Here is a 15,171-nt window from a genome sequence, read left to right as displayed (position 1 = left end):
GATCATGGAGCGATGCGGTCGGTCGTGGGTGTCTCAATACGAGACAGCCCGCTTCGCCCCGCGCGCGACGCCCCCGATACGGTGAGGAGCGCCATGAGCACCGCCGAACATCCTCCTGCCCTCGCCCCGCTCCGCCATGCCCGTGAACGGTTTCTGACGGGACGCCCGCTCCCGGACGGCGTACCGGACGACGTCGTCGCCGCCTGGCGGCGCGCCCGGTTCTTCGGCGTACGGCCCGATCTCGACGGCCCTGTACGGGAGTTGCCGCACCCGGTCGACTCGCCCCTGCTGGAGGCGGCGCGGCCCGTGCTCACGCGGATCGCCCCGGCCCTCGACGCCGGACGGTCGGCCCTCCTGCTCACCGACGAACGGCTGAGGGTGCTGTGGTCGGCCGGCAGCGCGCCCGGCGACGACGCCTGCCGCGACCTGTCCGAGCGGGAGGTCGGCCACAACAGCGCCGCGCTCGCCCTGCGCACCCGGCGCCGGGCCGAGGTGCACGGACCCGAGCACTTCCTCGACGTGTGGCAGGACGTCTCCGCGGTCAGCGTGCCCCTGCTCTCCCTGGAAACGGGCCAGGCGCTCGGCACGGTCACGATCGCCTGCGGCCTGTGCCCCGGCTGCCGCCCGCACCCCGGCGCCGCCCTCGCCGAAGCGGCCGCCGCGGCCGTGGAGGCGGAACTGCGGGCACGCGCGCGTACCGCGGAACGGGCCCTGCTCGACGCCTACGAACGGGCCGCGCGGGGCCGCGACCGAGCCGTCGTCGCGCTGGACGGCCGCAACCGCCTGATCAGCGAGGCCGCGGCCGCCCTCGCCTCCCCGCAGGTGCTGGAGGCGCTGGAGCGGAGCGCGCGGGCCTGGAGGAGGGGGAGCGGCACCGGCAACGGGAGCGGTGAGCCGTACGACATCTCGCTTCCCGAGGAGACCGGGTGCACCGTCGAGATCACTCCGGTACGGCATGAGGGGCGCGCCATGGGCCTGGTCGCCGTGCTCGAACCGCGTCCCGTGGAGCCGGCGCCTGCGGTGCCGCGTCCGGTGAGCGCGCTGGTGGGAGCCTCGGTGCCGTGGCGGCACGCGGTCGTGCAGGCGACGGCGCTGGCCCGGACTTCGGGGCCCCTGCTCATCGTGGGCGAGCGGGGCACGGGCAAGACCACGCTCGCCCTCGAACTGCTCGACGGCACGGCCCCGTTGGTCGTGGACGCCGCCGCATCACCCGAACTCGGCCTCAGGGACGACGAGCGGGGTGAGATGAGGGTCCCCCCGGCCGAGGGCTGGGGGAGGGCCGGCAACCGACCCCTGCTGCTGCGCCACGCCGAGCGGCTGGCACAGCCGGACGTCGCCGCCCTCAACTCCCTCCTCGACGAACGTCCCGACGCCCACCTGATCGTCACCTACACACCCGGCACCTCCCCGGGCCCCTGCCTCCAGCGCCTCCTCGACACCCTCGGCGCCCGCAAGGTGACCCTGCCCGCGCTACGGGAACGCCCCGAGGACATCAGGGAGTTGCTGCCCGCCCTGGCGCCCGGTCCGGCCCCCGGCACTCCGCCGCTGACCTGGACGCTGGACGCCCTGCGCGCACTGGAGCAGCATCCCTGGCCCGGAAACGTCGCCGAACTCGCCCATCTCGTACGGGCGTTGGCGAGCCGGCGCCGGGTCTGCGGGCCGGTGCGGCGCGACGAACTGCCGGATCCCGTCCGCGAAGGGCCCGCGGGACGCAACCTCAGCCCGATGGAGCTCGCCGAGCGGGCCGCCATCCTGGAGGCGCTGCGCCGCCACGGCGGCAACAAGGCGCGCGCCGCGGCGGCGTTGGGGATCGCCCGGGCGACCCTCTACCGGAAGCTGCGGGAGTATCAGGGGCGGGACGCGCTGGTCACCCCCAGGCCCTGATCGCTCCGGTTTCCCGGTCGGCCCGGGCCTCAGCGTGCCCCGGTCCAGTTGTGCGCCACGTCGATCACGACCCGGTCGGCCGCCACCCACACCCGGAACGGCAGCCGTGCCCGGACACCGAGCCCGATCTGCGTGTCCCCTTCGAAGCTGCCGGCGAACCGCGCGTCCCGGAAGGTGCGGTATCCCGTGAGGTCCACGCCCTTCAGCCGCTGACCGGCCCGCACGGGATACGTGGGCTTGCCGGTGTCGACGTCGTAGGCGGGGGCGGCCACCCGTACCTCGAGGACGGCTCCGCCGCCGACGGTGATGCGGTTGCCCGAACCGTCCTGGTAGAGACGGCTGACGTACCTGACGGAATAGCCGAGACCGCTGGTGCCCGCGCCGGGGACGTCGACGACCATGCGGTCGAAGCAGGCGTGCCGACCGGTCCTGATGTCGGTCACCGACTCCGTCGTGGCGGCGGAGCGGGTCTTGGCGACGCTGCCCCAGCCGGTGGGGCAGGCCGTCGCCTGGGTGGTGGTGGTCGCGGTGGCCTCGGCCGGGACCGCCGCCACGCCCAACGTGGCGACCATGAGCGCGGCTGTCGTCGCCCATGCGGTTGAGTTTCGTCCCATTTCATCCCCTAGAAGGGTGTGTGTCTGATATTAGGCAAGACATTCGGGTCGGCGGAATGGTTGCACCGTTCCGGAGTTCCTCGGTCCGGGGTGTACAACGACCGGCGGCCCGGTCGGGAACCCGCACAGAACCCGGGACGTTCCCCGAAGGACGGCCACTGCTCACGGGGCCGCACACATATCGGGGGACGATGTGACGCGGATGATCGTCATGGGCGGCGGGATCGCCGGTGCCGGAGCGGCTCTCGCGCTGCACAAGGCCGGCTTCGACGTCACCGTGTACGAGGCGCACCCCGACTCCGCCGAGGACATCGGCGCGTTCCTCACGCTCGCGAGCAACGGCATGCGCGCCCTGGCACAGACGGACGCCTCGCACGCGGTCACGGCGATCGGCTTCCCCCTGACCTCCATGCGGGTCCTGGACGACACCGGGGCCGAACGCGCCCAGGTGCCGCTCGGCGAGGCGGGTACCCCGCACCTGCGGTACCGATGCCTGCGGCGCGGAGATCTCAACGCCGCCCTCCAGACCGAGGTCACCCGCCGCGGCATCGGCATCCACCACGGCAGACGCCTCGTCTCCGTCGAGGACGGCCCGGACACCGTCACCGCCCACTTCGCCGACGGCAGCAGGGCCACCGGGGACCTGCTCATCGGCGCCGACGGCCTGAACTCCACCGTCCGCCGCCTCATCTCCCCGGACACGCCCCCGACTTATGCCGGGCAGCACGTCTTCTACGGCTACACCGGCGAAGCGCCCCAAGCCGGCCGGCCCGAGACCATCACCATGGTGCGCGGCAGCTCCGTCGCCTTCGGGTACGCGGTGTCGCCCGACGGGGAGACGTACTGGTTCGCGCGCGTCACCGACGCACCCCTGGCCGCCGATGCCCTCGCCGAAGGCACCCCGACCCGCTGGCGCGACCTCCTGCTGCCGCTGCTGCGCAAGGACGCCACCCCGGCCGCGGACCTCGTCGCGGCCACCACGCCCGACCACCTCATGGTCACCAACGCCACCGACCTGCCCACCGGGACGCCCTGGCGCTCCGGCCGGACCCTGATCATCGGCGACGCGGCCCACGCGGCGTCCCCGGCGACCGGGCAGGGCGCCTCGATGGCCCTGGAGGACGCCGTCGTTCTCGCCAAGTCCCTGCGGGACGCCCCGGACACGCAGTCCGCGCTCGCCCTCTACGAGAGGCTCCGCCGCCCCCGCGTGGAACACAACATCACCGTCAGCGGCAACATCTCCCGAGGCACCCACACCCCATCGGGCCCCGGCCCCGGCGGCCCCGGCCCCCGAGGCACGAGTGCGGACCGGCCGGGCGACGACGACCTCATACGACAGCTGGAGTGGGACACCGACCTCTGGCAGCCCGCGCGGTGAGCGACTGGCGTCGTGAGCGTCGCCCCCTGAATCGATGGAGCGGCCAACCGGCGCAACCCTGGCGCGCGTCGGCCCCTCCTACAGGTCGAACCGACCCGGACCCCGACCGGGTTCGCGGAGAGGAGCGCCTGTTGGCCCGTCAGTTGTCCCGTCGGCAGTTCGTGGTCTACTCCCTCGCGGCGACCACCCTGACCGTCGCGGCGCCGCTCGGCTGCGACGGCTGGACCGCCCAGGGCGCCGAGGAACCCGCGGACGGCGCGCGTCGGTCGTCCGACGTCCTGGTCACCGGCACCGACGCGGAGATGCTGGTCCTGGAGGTCACCCCGGCCAACAAGGTCGTCGTACGGCTGCCGCGCGTCGAGGTCGGACAGGGCGTCACCACTGCCGTCGCCATGATGATCGCCGAGGAGCTGGACGCCCGGCTCGCCGACGTCGACATCCCGCTCGCCGACGCCCGCAGCGAGGGCAACCAGTTCACCGGCGGCTCCAGCTCGGTCAGTTCGCTGTACGGCCCGGCCCGCCAACTGGCCGCCACCGCCCGCGCCAAACTGGTGACCGCCGCCGCCCGCCGCTGGCACGTCCCCGCGCGCACCCTGCGCACCCGGGACACAAGGGTCTTCGCACCGGACGGACGCACGGCCACCTTCGGGTCGCTGACCAGGAGCGCCGCCCGGATCACCCGCCCGACGGTCTCGACCGGACCCAAGCCGGCGTCCAGGCACAGGGTGATCGGACGGCCGACGACCCGGATCGACGCACGCGCCATCATCACCGGCAAGGCCACGTACACCGGAGACCTCACGGTGGCCGGAGCCAAGCCGACGGTCGTGGCCCGGCCGCCGACGCTCGGCGGGAAGGTCGTCTCGCTCGACTCCCGGGCCGCCCGTGCCCTGCCCGGTGTCCACGCGGTCGTGCGGATCGACGGTGGTGTCGCCGTGGTCGCGGACACCTTCCACCACGCCTTCCAGGCCCGGGACGCGCTCCGGATCACGTGGGCACCGGGTCCTCTGGCGCACCTCTCCGACTCCGGGATCCGCTCCCGGCTGCGCGCCGCCGTCCCCAGGCTGGCGCCCCCGCCGAGCGGATCGGCGCAGACCGAGGCCGAGTTCGAGTTCGCCTTCGTCAGTCACGCGCCCATGGAGGTGCTCACCGCCATCGCGGACGTCCGCGCACAGCGGGCCGAGATCTGGTTCTCCTCCCAGACGCCGATGTCCGCGCGCGAGGACATCGCCTCGGCCATCGGCCTGCCGGTGTCGAAGGTGCGGGTCCATGTGGTGCGCGGCGGCGGCTCGTTCGGGCGGCGGCTGAACCACGACGCGGCGATCGAGGCGGCCCTGATCTCCAAGAAGGCGCGCCGGCCGGTGAAACTGATGTGGAGCCGGGCCGACGACATCCGGCACGGCAGGATGCGCCCGGCGTCCCAGCACCGGATCCGGGCCAGCCTTGACCGGGGCCGGGTGGTCGCCTTCGCCCATGCGACGGCCTCGGTCAGCGAATCCTTCGAGAAGCAGGGCCTGTCCGCCCAGGGCGGCGTGCGCTCCGCCGTACGCGCCCCGGCGGCGGCCCCGCTCCCCAGTGACAGCGGCCTCTACAACTTCGGACGCCTCTCCGGCGACTCGGGCTCGGTCGACCTGGCGATCCCCCTCGGCGCCTGGCGCTCGGTCGACTCCGGCACCGTGCGCACCGCCGAGGAGATCGTCGTCGACGAGATCGCCCGCAGCCTCGGCAAGGACCCGGTCGCCTTCCGCCGTACGACCCTGCGCAGCAAGAGCGTCAAGGCGGTACTGGACAAGGTCGCCGGCGCCGGGAAATGGGGCCGGACCATGCCGGCGGGCCACGCCCAGGGCGTGGCCGTCCACGAGGAGTACGACTCCTGCGCGGCGTGTCTCGTCGAGATCGACGCCGTCGACCCGAAGAACCCACGGGTGACCAAGGTGGTGATGGCCGCCGACGTCGGAACGGCCGTCAACCCGCGCGGACTCGAGGCCCAGCTCATGGGCACCGCCGTCGACGGGATCTCCACGATCCTGCGCGCCGGACTGCACATCGACCGGGGCGCCGTCCGCGAGAGCAGCTTCGCCGACTTCCACTACGCCCGCCAGCGGCACGCCCCCCAGCACTTCGAGGCGCACATCCTGCCCTCCGACCGCGATCCCGGCGGAGCCGGAGAACTGGGTGTCCCCGCCGCGGCCGGCGCCGTCGCCAACGCCTACGCCCGGGCCACCGGCACCAAGCCGCGCCGTTTCCCCCTGAACTTCTGAGCCACCCGAAGAGAAGGTATTCGATGCCCTCCCACTCCTTCACCCTCAACGGGAAGCAGGTCACCGTCGAGGCGCCCGCCGACATGCCCCTGCTGTGGGTCCTGCGCGACCTGCTGAACGTCACCGGCCCCAAGTACGGCTGTGGCGTGGGCGCCTGCCGCGCCTGCACCAGCCATCTCGACGGCGACGAGATCCAGCCCTGCGTCGTCCCGGTCGCCGAGTGCGCCGGCCGCGAGGTCACCACCATCGAGGGCCTGGCCGACGGCGACCGGCTCCACCCGGTGCAACAGGCCTGGCTCGACTGCGACGTCGCCCAGTGCGGCTTCTGCCAGCCGGGCCAGATCATGGCCGCGGCCGCCCTGTTGAAGAAGACGCCCCGGCCGACGGACGCCGACATCGACCGGATCGAGAACGTCTGCCGTTGCGGCACCTACTCACGGATCCGCGAGGCGATCGACAAGGCGGCCACCGGCAGCTGACCGGCCGCCTTCAGTACGGCCGGAAGCGTCCGTACGCTGATGGCCGTGGACAACTCCTTGAACGGCCCGGGCGCCGTGGCGGCGCGGTTCACCGGGCGTCCGGTCACCGGTGAACGCCGGCTCTCCGGAGCGCTCGCCGAAGTCACCCTCGACGGCGGGCAGGAGGTGATCGTCAAGCGCGGCGACGGCGACCGGGCCGCACCGGCCGAGGCGGCCGGGCTGCGCTGGCTGGCCGAGACCGGCACCGTCCGTATCCCCGTCGTGCACGGCCACGACGGGCGGTGGCTGGTCACGGACCGGGTGGCGACCGGGCATCCCCGCGCCGACGCGGCGGAGCGGTTCGGCCGCGATCTGGCCGCACTGCACGCCGCCGGCGCACCCGCGTTCGGCGCCCCACCGCCGGGCGGCCCCGAGGACGCGTACATCGGGCTCGCCCCGATGCGCAACGTCACCGGCCCCGACTGGCCCCGCTGGTACGCCGAGCACCGGGTGTTGCCGTATCTGCGTCGCGCGGTCGACGAGGGCACGGTCGGCGGGGCCGAGGCGCCGGTGTTCGAGCAGGTCTGCGAACGGCTCCCGGAACTGGCGGGCCCCGCCGAGCCGCCCGCCCGACTGCACGGCGACCTGTGGAACGGCAACGTCCTGTGGGGCGCCGACGGGCACACCTGGCTGATCGACCCGGCCGCGCACGGGGGCCACCGCGAGACCGACCTGGCGATGCTCCACCTCTTCGGCTGCCCCCACCTCGACCGGATCCTGGACGGCTACCAGCGGACCGCCCCGCTGGCCGACGGCTGGGCCGACCGCATCGCCCTGCACCAGCTCTTCCCGCTCCTGGTGCACGCCGTCCTCTTCGGCCGCGGCTATGCGGAACAGGCCCTCACGGCGGCCAGGACGTCTCTGCGCACCGGTTGACGCACGAACGACTACCGGCGCACGAACCATTGACTGTGCGCCGAACGCTCCCGACACTTGCACTGGCGTGACTACGTAGTCATGGCAGCGGCCGCAGGGCTGTCGCTGCGTCTGACTGCGTAGTCGAGAGTCGATCGAGCCGCTGCCCCCGGGAGCTCCCATGGCGACGACGATGACCGAGGTCGCCCGTGCCGCCGGTGTCTCCCAGAAGACGGTGTCCCGGGTCGTCAACGGTGAACCGCATGTCAGCCCGGAGGTCCGCGACCGTGTGCTCCGGGTCATCGGGGAGCTGGACTACCGCCCGAACAACGCGGCGCGCGCCCTGCTCCTCGGGCGCTACCGGCGGATCGGCGTCGTCTCCCTGGGCACCGCCCTGTACGGACCGTCGACGCTGCTCTTCACCCTGGAGCGGGCGATGCAACGGGCGGGATACTCGTTCGCTTTGGCCGGCACCCTGGAGGGGCAGCCGGTGTCCGTCGCCGTCGAGGCGCTGCTGGAGCAGGGCGTCGACGGGATCGTGCTGTCCGAGCCCATCGACGACGGCACACCGCTCAGGCTCGGCGCGGACGTGCCGGTGGTCAGCCTCGGTGAGGGTGTCGACCTCACCGAGGGCGTGGGCGCGGTCGTCTGCGCCGACGGGGTCGCGGCGGCCCGCATCGCCACCGAGCATCTGCTCTCCCTCGGCCACCGCACCGTCTGGCACATTCCCGGCCCGCAGAACTGGTGGGCTGCCCGCGACCGTCTCCGCGGCTGGCGCGAGGCCCTGGCCGCGGCCGGAGCCCCGGAACCACCCCTCGCCACGGAGGGTGACTGGAGTCCGGCCGCCGGATACGCGGCCGGCCGGCAGCTGGCCCGACTCACCGACGTCACCGCCGTGTTCGTCGCCAACGACGACATGGCGATCGGCGCTCTGCACGCCTTCACCGAGGCGGGCCGACGCGTCCCCGACGACATCAGCGTCATCGGCTACGACGACATCCCCGCCGCGGCCTACCTCTCCCCGCCCCTGACCACCGTCCGCCAGAACTTCGCCGCCGTCGCCGACCGCGCCGTGGACCACCTGATCGCCCTGATCGAGGGCCGCCCCGAACCGGCCGAACCCACCGAACCGGCCGTCGAGTTGACCGTACGGGCCTCCACCGCACCCATCCGCACCACGTGACGTCGGCACCGGCACACCGCCGTACCCGGCCTGAAGGGCAACCTGCTGCCCGCGCGCACCGGATCACCTCAACCACCGTATGGGAGAAGGATGTTCGCGCTTGCACCCCGCGTCCTGTTCGGCGCCGCCTACTACCACGAGTACCAGCCCCACGAGCGGCTCAAGGACGACCTGGACCTGATGGCCGAGGCCCGCTTCACCGTGATCCGGGTCGGTGAGTCCGTCTGGTCGACCTGGGAGCCCGAGAACGGCCGCTTCGACCTCGACTGGCTCCACCCGGTCCTGGACGGCGCCCACGAGCGGGGCATCGCGGTGATCCTCGGGACCCCGACGTACGCGGTGCCGCCGTGGCTGGCCCGGCAGTACCCGGAGATCGCGGGGGAGCACCGCACCGGGATGCGCCACGGCTGGGGCGCTCGCCAGGAGGTCGACTTCACCCACCCGGCGTTCCGCTTCCACGCCGAACGGATCATCCGCAAGATCGTCGCCCGCTACGCCGGCCACCCGGCCGTCATCGGCTTCCAGGTCGACAACGAACCCGGCCTGCACCTCTTCCACAACCACGGCGTCTTCCAGCGTTTCACCGACCACCTGCGCGAACGCTACGGCGACGTGGAGACCCTCAACCGCGCATGGGGCCTCGTCTACTGGTCGCACCGCCTGTCCACGTGGGCCGACCTGTGGACCCCCGACGGCAACGTCCAACCGCAGTACGACCTGGCCTGGCGGCGCTTCCAGGCCGGCCTCACCACCGAGTTCATCGCCTGGCAGGCCGAGATCGTGCGGGAGTACGCCCGCCCGGGCCAGTTCGTCACCACCTGCATCTGCTACGACCTTCAGGGCGTCGAGGACGACAAGCTGACCGAGCGGCTCGACGTCACCGCGGGCAACCCGTACTACACGATGCAGGACGCCCTCGCCCTGCCCGACCGGGGCGGCTCCGGGCAGGACTGGCCGACCGACGGCACCTGGGCGCTGTACCGCAGCGCCGATCGCATGTACTCCTCACGCCAGGAGCCGTTCCTCGTCACGGAGACCAATGCGCAGGCCATCGGCGGGCCGTGGAACAACCGGCCCGCCTACGACGGCCAGTACCGCCAGGCCGCCTGGGCGCTCATCTCGCGCGGCGCCTCGATGATCGAGTACTGGCACTGGCACACCCTGCACTTCGGCGCCGAGACGTACTGGGGCGGTGTCCTGCCGCACAACGGCCGCCCCGGCCGCGTTTACCGCGAACTCTCCGCACTGGGGGAGGAGTTGGAGAAAGCAGGCGATCTGGTGGCGTCGCTCGCCCCGGACGCCGACGTCGCGTTCCTCTACGACGGCCCCAGCAAATGGGCACTCCAGGCACAGCCCCCGCTGGCCAAGCCCGACGGCGGCCCGGACGACCGGTCCTACGAGACCGTCTTCGACGCCTTCTACCGGGGCGCCTTCGACGCCGGCCTCCAGTCCCGCATCCTCCACCCCGGCCAACTCCCCGACGCCGAACTGCCGTCGGTCCTCGTCGCCCCGGCCTACTACGCCGCCGACGACACCACCCTGGACCGGCTGAAGGCGTACGCCGCGCATGGCGGCCACCTGGTGCTCGGCCCTCGCACCGCCTACGGCGACCACGAGGCGCGCGCCCGCACCGACGTCCAGCCCGGGCGTCTCGCCGACGCGGCCGGCGTGACGTACGACGAGTTCAGCAACCTGGACGCCCCGCTCCCCGTGACCGGCACGGGCGGCCTGGTCCTCCCGCCCGAGGCCCGCGCGCTGCACTGGGCCGACGGTCTGCGACCGCAGGGCGCCGAGGAGCTGGCGGCCTACGAGCACCCGCACTTCGGACGCTGGCCCGCCGCCACCACCCACCGTCACGGTGCCGGCCGCATCACCTACGTCGGCACCGTCCCGGACCCGGCCTTCGCCAAGGCCCTACTCCAGTGGGCGACTCCGGCCGCCGACGCCTGGGCCCCGGCGCACCCGAGTGTCACCTCGACCTCGGCCAGGTCCCGTGACGGCCGCCGGGTCAGGTTCCTGCACAACTGGTCGTGGGATCCGGTCACCGTCACCGTCCCGCAGGCCGTAGGGGACGTACTGTCCGGCGCCGAGTACGCCACCGAAGTGCCCCTCGGTCCGTGGGATGTGAAGGTTCTCCAGGAGCGGTGAGGAGGGAGGCGACCCGGTCCGTGCCGCGCACCGGTCACCGTGCGGCGCGGCGCGGGGGAGCCGTTGTCGTCCGGCTGCCGCATGGCCGGGGCGGTGCCGGGCCGCCCCGGCACTGTGACGTGCGAGGGGCGCGCGGCCTTCGGTCGGATCAGTCGGAGGACCGGTCAGATGACGCCGTCGGCGCGCAGGGCCTCGATCTCCGCGCCGGTACGGCCGAGCGCGGTGAGGATCGCCTCCGTGTGCTCACCCACCGCCGGTACGGGGTCCATGCGCGCGGGCAGACCGGCGAGGTCGGCCGGCGGCAGCAGGGCCTGCACCGTCGCACCGCCGGGCACCGTCACGTCGTGCCAGCGGTCGCGGGCGGCGAGGACCGGGTGGTCGAGGAACGCGGCGACGTCGTTGACCCCGGCGCAGGCGATGGCGATGGACTCCAGGTCCTTGAGGATCTCCTCGGCGTCGGAGCGGGCGCAGCGCTCGGCGACGACCGCGTTGAGTTCGTCGCGGTGGGCCACGCGGGCGGAACTCGTGGCGAAGCGGGGGTCGTCGGTCAGCTCGGGCCGGTCCAGGAACCGCGCGCACAGGACGGCCCACTCGCGCTCGTTCTGGATGGAGAACAGCACTTCCTTGCCGTCGGCGGCCCTGAAGGCGCCGTACGGGGCGAGGGTGGGGTGCTGGGTACCCAGCCGCGGGGGCTGGGTGCCGCCGTACCGGGTGTAGTTGGCGGGCTGGCCCATCCACTCGGCCAGCGCCTCGAACAGGGACACCTCCACCGGGTGGGCCGTGCCCCGGGTGGCGCGGGTGAACAGGGCGGTGAGAATGCCGCTGTACGCGTACATCCCCGCGGCGATGTCGGCGATGGAGATGCCGGCCCGGGCGGTCCCTTCCGGGCTTCCGGTCAGCGACACCAGGCCGGTCTGGCACTGCACCAGCAGGTCGTAGGACTTGCGGTCGGCCCACGGCCCCGAGGAGCCGTACCCGGAGATCGTGCACGGGATCAGCCGCGGCCACCGCTCACCGAGCGCCTCGACCCCCAGACCGAGCCGGTCGGCCGCGCCCGGCGCCAGGTTCTGCACGAAGACGTCGGCGTCGTCGAGGAGCCGGTGCAGGATCTCGCGGCCCCGGGGGTCCTTGAGGTCCAGGGTGAGCGACTCCTTGGACCGGTTGAGCCACACGAAATAGCTGGAGTGACCGTGCACCGTCGTGTCGTAGCGGCGGGCGAAGTCACCGTCCCCGGGCCGCTCCACCTTGATCACGCGTGCGCCCAGGTCGGCGAGCTGCCGGGTGGCGTAGGGGGCGGCCACGGCCTGCTCGAGGCTGACCACCGTGATGCCGGACAGGGGAAGCTGCTGCGCGATCATAGGGCCCAGTTCTACGACCCCTCCCGACCCCTGTCAATGCCGCTCCGGCCCACTTGACCTGCGCGTTTCGCCACTCGTCCGGGGCTGTTGGGCGACGCGTCCCGGCCGCGGCGGCCGGACTCAGTCAGGCACGCGGAGTGTCTCCACCGTCCGGACCAGGGGGGCGAGTTCGGGGTTCTGTGCGGCTTGGTCGAGGGCTTCGCGCAGGGCTTTGTCGTTGGTCGGGCGGGCTTCTTCCAGGAGGCGGAGGCCTGCTTCGGTGACGTCGGTGTAGATGCCGCGGCGGTCGGTGGGGCACAGGTAGCGGGAGAGCAGGCCGCGGTCTTCCAGGCGGGTGACGAGCCGGGTGGTGGCGCTCTGGCTGAGGACGACCGCGTCGGCGACCTGCTTCATCTGGAGATGGCCGCCCTCGCCGTCGTGCTGGCGGCTGAGCACGTCCAGCAGGGAGTACTCGCGCACGCTCAGATCGTGCCCGGCCTGAAGGGCGCGCTCGATGTGCGCCTCGATCCTGCCGTGCAGCAGGGAGAGCGCGCACCAGCCCTGCGCGAGGGCGGTGAGCGCGGGGTCCGTCGCGGTCATGGCGCCGGTTCCTCCGTCCCGATGTGATGTGGCATCCAGGATAGGGCATCAGCGAAATATACGGCCATGGCGTATATGGCGCGCCTGCAAGCAGTTTCTCCGCAGGCCTCCGCCTTCCGTTGACCTGAACCCGGCTGTCGCTACTGCTCCCCCTGGTTCCGTGCCAAATGCCGCATCGCCAGGGCCAGACCCAGCCTGAACCGGCCCTGCGGAGTGCGCAGTGGCCAGCCCAGCAGGTGCTCGGCGTGGGCGAGCCGCTCCTGGAGGGTGGAGTGGTGGACGTTGATCTCGGCCGCCGCCGCCCGCAGGCTCACCGTCGTGGCGACGGCGTGCAGCGTGGTGAGCAGCCAGGGCGCGGCGGCCGCGGCGGCCTCCAGGGCCCGTACGTCGGGAGGCGGTTCGGCGCCCGGTGCGACGAGGTGGGCGAGGAGAGCGACGTCGCCCAGTTCGTCGGCGTGCACGACACCGGGGCCGGGGTCCTGCGCGGTGCCCTCGGCCGTGAACCGGAGCGCGACGCGGGCCTGCTCCCAGGAACGCGGCAGGTCGAGCACGGGCACGACGGGGCCCACGCCCGTCCGGCCGGCGAGCGGTTCGGGATCCCCCTGCGCGGGGGCGATGCGCGGGCGGCCGTCGAGCGGGGCGAGGACGCGGGCCGGTGCCGCGGGATCGAGCCCCAGTCGACGGGCCGCGTGCAGCCGCGCCGCTCGCGGAGCCGTGGCGTCGAGGACGGTCTCCACCAGCGCCGGATCATCGGCCGGCGCCCGCCCGCGCGTCCGGTCGAGAACGAGCCGTACGGCACCGGCGGCCCGCTCCAGGATCACCGCGTCGACGACGCTGGGCTCCGCCGCCCGAGCCCGCTCCAGCCACAGCGCGGGAGCGCCACCCGGCGCGAGTGCCGCGGACGGCCAGCCGGGATCGGGCGGCAGATCGCTCTCCCGGCGTGTCCCGTCGGCCTCGACCCGCATCCGCACCCGCCGGTCCGCGTCCACCAGCCGCGCCGGTACCCCGGCCAGCACGGCGGCACCGCGCACCAACGCCTCCAGCCCGGCCCGGGACTCGGCGAGCCGATCGAAGTAGGCGATGACGCGTACGGCGGCCCCGGCATCCGGATCCAGCGCGGTGAGACGTCCGGCCAGCTCTTTCATAGGCCCATGGTGCGGTATGCGGTCAAGCGGCGAGGAGGGCCTTGCCGCAGACGCACCCGCACGGAAAACGGCGGTACCGGCGGCCGCCCCCCCGGGGGGCGCGGGGAACGGCGCGCGACAAGCCACGAACGACCGCGCCCGCGCACTCAGGAGCCCGGGAGACGAACAGGCGGTCCTACCGGCTCAACAGCCGCCTCAGCCATGCCAGATGCGCTCCTCGGCACGCCTGCGACAACGCCGCCTGCGGAGCGAACCCGTCGAACCCGTGGAAGCCGCCCGGCCACACATGCAGCTCGGCCACCCCGCCCGCCTGCCAGATCCGGGAGGCATAGGCGACGACCTCGTCACGGAAGGTCTCCGCCGACCCGACGTCCAGGAAGGCCGGGGGCAGCCCGGACAGGTCCTCGGCCCGGGCCGGCGCCGCGTACGCCGGGACGTCGGGTCCGCCGCGGAGCTCACCGAGCAACGCCGTCCAGCCCGTCTCGTTCGCCGTGCGGTCCCAGATGCCGAGGCCCGCCATCTGGTAGGTGGACGAGCTGTCGTTGCGGTCGTCCAGCATCGGGCACATCAGCAGCTGGCCGATCAGCTGAGGGCCGCCGCGGTCGCGGGTGAGCAGGGCCAGCGCCGCGGACAGGCCGCCGCCGGCGCTCGCCCCCGCGACGACGATCCGCTGTGGGTCGGCACCGAGCTCGGCGGCGTTCTTCGCCGTCCACTCCAGGCCGGCGTACACGTCCTCGATCGGCGCCGGATGCGGGTGCTCGGGCGCGAGCCGGTACTCGACGGACACCACGACCGCGTCCAGCTCCTTCGCCCAGGCCAGGGCGGCGTCGACGCCGACGCGGTTGTTGCCGATGACCATGCCGCCGCCGTGGACGTGGTAGATCACGGGCCGCGTGTCCGCCTCCGCGGGGGCGGCGGGCCGGCAGATCAGCAGGGAGATCCCGGGCGCGCCCTCGGGGCCCGGCACCGTACGGTCCTCGACCTCGAAGAAGCCGTCCAGGGTCAGATCCAGCTCGGCCAGCATCTGGATGCCCGCGCCCTGACGGACGTCGGCTATCTCGTCCATCGTGAGACCGGGGGAGATCATGTCCTTGATGATCTCCAGGGCGGCGGCGAGCTCGGGATCGAACGGGGGCGGCGGGGCCTGGGTCATGCGTTCTCCTCACACGGGGGCACGTGAGTGCCCGGCGGCTCTGCGGCCATGATCCGCGCACCGGCCCCGGCCGGAGGGCCGCCGTTCGGCGGAAC

The 15,171-nt window shown here is 73.3% G+C and carries 12 protein-coding genes; 7 read left to right on the top strand and 5 right to left on the bottom strand.

Annotated features, from left to right (window positions below; translation table 11 throughout):
- The first annotated feature begins 93 nt into the window (after positions 1-93).
- Positions 94-1,884 (top strand): helix-turn-helix domain-containing protein, encoded by a 1,791-nt coding sequence (locus KUM44_RS37465; protein ID WP_217214233.1) that lies wholly within the window; start codon positions 94-96, stop codon positions 1,882-1,884.
- Positions 1,885-1,913: 29 nt separating this feature from the next.
- Here KUM44_RS37465 and KUM44_RS37460 read toward each other — a convergent pair whose 3' ends face one another.
- A complete protein-coding gene (locus KUM44_RS37460; RefSeq protein ID WP_217214232.1) occupies positions 1,914-2,498 on the bottom strand; it encodes a hypothetical protein in 585 nt (194 codons plus the stop codon).
- Positions 2,499-2,700: 202 nt separating this feature from the next.
- On the opposite strand from KUM44_RS37460, the gene KUM44_RS37455 reads away from it, so the two are divergent.
- From KUM44_RS37455 to KUM44_RS37430, 6 genes are all read left to right on the top strand, one after another.
- A complete protein-coding gene (locus tag KUM44_RS37455; protein ID WP_254390698.1) occupies positions 2,701-3,876 on the top strand; it encodes an FAD-dependent monooxygenase in 1,176 nt (391 codons plus the stop codon).
- A 161-nt stretch (positions 3,877-4,037) separates the two neighbouring features.
- Positions 4,038-6,137, top strand: coding sequence for a molybdopterin cofactor-binding domain-containing protein (locus KUM44_RS37450; RefSeq protein WP_217214346.1), 2,100 nt, complete (start codon positions 4,038-4,040; stop codon positions 6,135-6,137).
- Positions 6,138-6,160: 23 nt separating this feature from the next.
- Positions 6,161-6,616: a (2Fe-2S)-binding protein gene (locus KUM44_RS37445; protein WP_217214230.1), complete on the top strand. Its 456-nt coding sequence runs from the start codon at positions 6,161-6,163 to the stop codon at positions 6,614-6,616.
- 45 nt (positions 6,617-6,661) lie between these two features.
- Entirely contained in the window at positions 6,662-7,531 is an 870-nt protein-coding gene (locus KUM44_RS37440; protein WP_374202117.1) for a fructosamine kinase family protein, read from the top strand.
- Positions 7,532-7,691: 160 nt separating this feature from the next.
- Positions 7,692-8,693, top strand: a complete 1,002-nt coding sequence (locus KUM44_RS37435; RefSeq protein WP_254390686.1) for a LacI family DNA-binding transcriptional regulator — start codon at positions 7,692-7,694, stop codon at positions 8,691-8,693.
- A gap of 90 nt (positions 8,694-8,783) precedes the next feature.
- Positions 8,784-10,841, top strand: a complete 2,058-nt coding sequence (locus tag KUM44_RS37430) for a beta-galactosidase (RefSeq protein WP_217214228.1) — start codon at positions 8,784-8,786, stop codon at positions 10,839-10,841.
- 164 nt (positions 10,842-11,005) lie between these two features.
- On the opposite strand, the gene KUM44_RS37425 is transcribed toward KUM44_RS37430, so the two are convergent.
- The 4 genes from KUM44_RS37425 to KUM44_RS37410 form a co-directional block, all read right to left on the bottom strand.
- The gene (locus KUM44_RS37425; RefSeq protein WP_217214227.1) at positions 11,006-12,199 is read right to left on the bottom strand and encodes a CaiB/BaiF CoA-transferase family protein; all 1,194 of its coding nucleotides are present in this window, start codon (positions 12,197-12,199) and stop codon (positions 11,006-11,008) included.
- A gap of 120 nt (positions 12,200-12,319) precedes the next feature.
- Positions 12,320-12,778 (bottom strand): MarR family winged helix-turn-helix transcriptional regulator, encoded by a 459-nt coding sequence (locus KUM44_RS37420; RefSeq protein WP_217214226.1) that lies wholly within the window; start codon positions 12,776-12,778, stop codon positions 12,320-12,322.
- Between the two features lie 140 nt (positions 12,779-12,918).
- Positions 12,919-13,923, bottom strand: coding sequence for a helix-turn-helix domain-containing protein (locus KUM44_RS37415; protein WP_217214225.1), 1,005 nt, complete (start codon positions 13,921-13,923; stop codon positions 12,919-12,921).
- 175 nt (positions 13,924-14,098) lie between these two features.
- Positions 14,099-15,076: an alpha/beta hydrolase gene (locus KUM44_RS37410; protein ID WP_217214224.1), complete on the bottom strand. Its 978-nt coding sequence runs from the start codon at positions 15,074-15,076 to the stop codon at positions 14,099-14,101.
- Positions 15,077-15,171: the final 95 nt, after the last annotated feature.

It is taken from the genome of Streptomyces sp. AC550_RSS872 (assembly GCF_019049285.1).
Classification (GTDB): Bacteria; Actinomycetota; Actinomycetes; order Streptomycetales; family Streptomycetaceae; genus Streptomyces.
Note: the sequence above shows the minus strand (reverse complement) of the source record. Positions and strands in the feature narration are given on the sequence as shown.

Coding starts and splice junctions, on each gene's coding strand:
- KUM44_RS37445 (WP_217214230.1), top strand. CDS start 6,161: ATGCCCTCCCACTCCTTCACCCTCAACGGGAAGCAGGTCACCGTCGAG.
- KUM44_RS37410 (WP_217214224.1), bottom strand. CDS start 15,076: ATGACCCAGGCCCCGCCGCCCCCGTTCGATCCCGAGCTCGCCGCCGCC.
- KUM44_RS37430 (WP_217214228.1), top strand. CDS start 8,784: ATGTTCGCGCTTGCACCCCGCGTCCTGTTCGGCGCCGCCTACTACCAC.
- KUM44_RS37425 (WP_217214227.1), bottom strand. CDS start 12,199: ATGATCGCGCAGCAGCTTCCCCTGTCCGGCATCACGGTGGTCAGCCTC.
- KUM44_RS37435 (WP_254390686.1), top strand. CDS start 7,692: ATGGCGACGACGATGACCGAGGTCGCCCGTGCCGCCGGTGTCTCCCAG.
- KUM44_RS37420 (WP_217214226.1), bottom strand. CDS start 12,778: ATGACCGCGACGGACCCCGCGCTCACCGCCCTCGCGCAGGGCTGGTGC.
- KUM44_RS37465 (WP_217214233.1), top strand. CDS start 94: ATGAGCACCGCCGAACATCCTCCTGCCCTCGCCCCGCTCCGCCATGCC.
- KUM44_RS37455 (WP_254390698.1), top strand. CDS start 2,701: ATGATCGTCATGGGCGGCGGGATCGCCGGTGCCGGAGCGGCTCTCGCG.
- KUM44_RS37415 (WP_217214225.1), bottom strand. CDS start 13,923: ATGAAAGAGCTGGCCGGACGTCTCACCGCGCTGGATCCGGATGCCGGG.
- KUM44_RS37460 (WP_217214232.1), bottom strand. CDS start 2,498: ATGGGACGAAACTCAACCGCATGGGCGACGACAGCCGCGCTCATGGTC.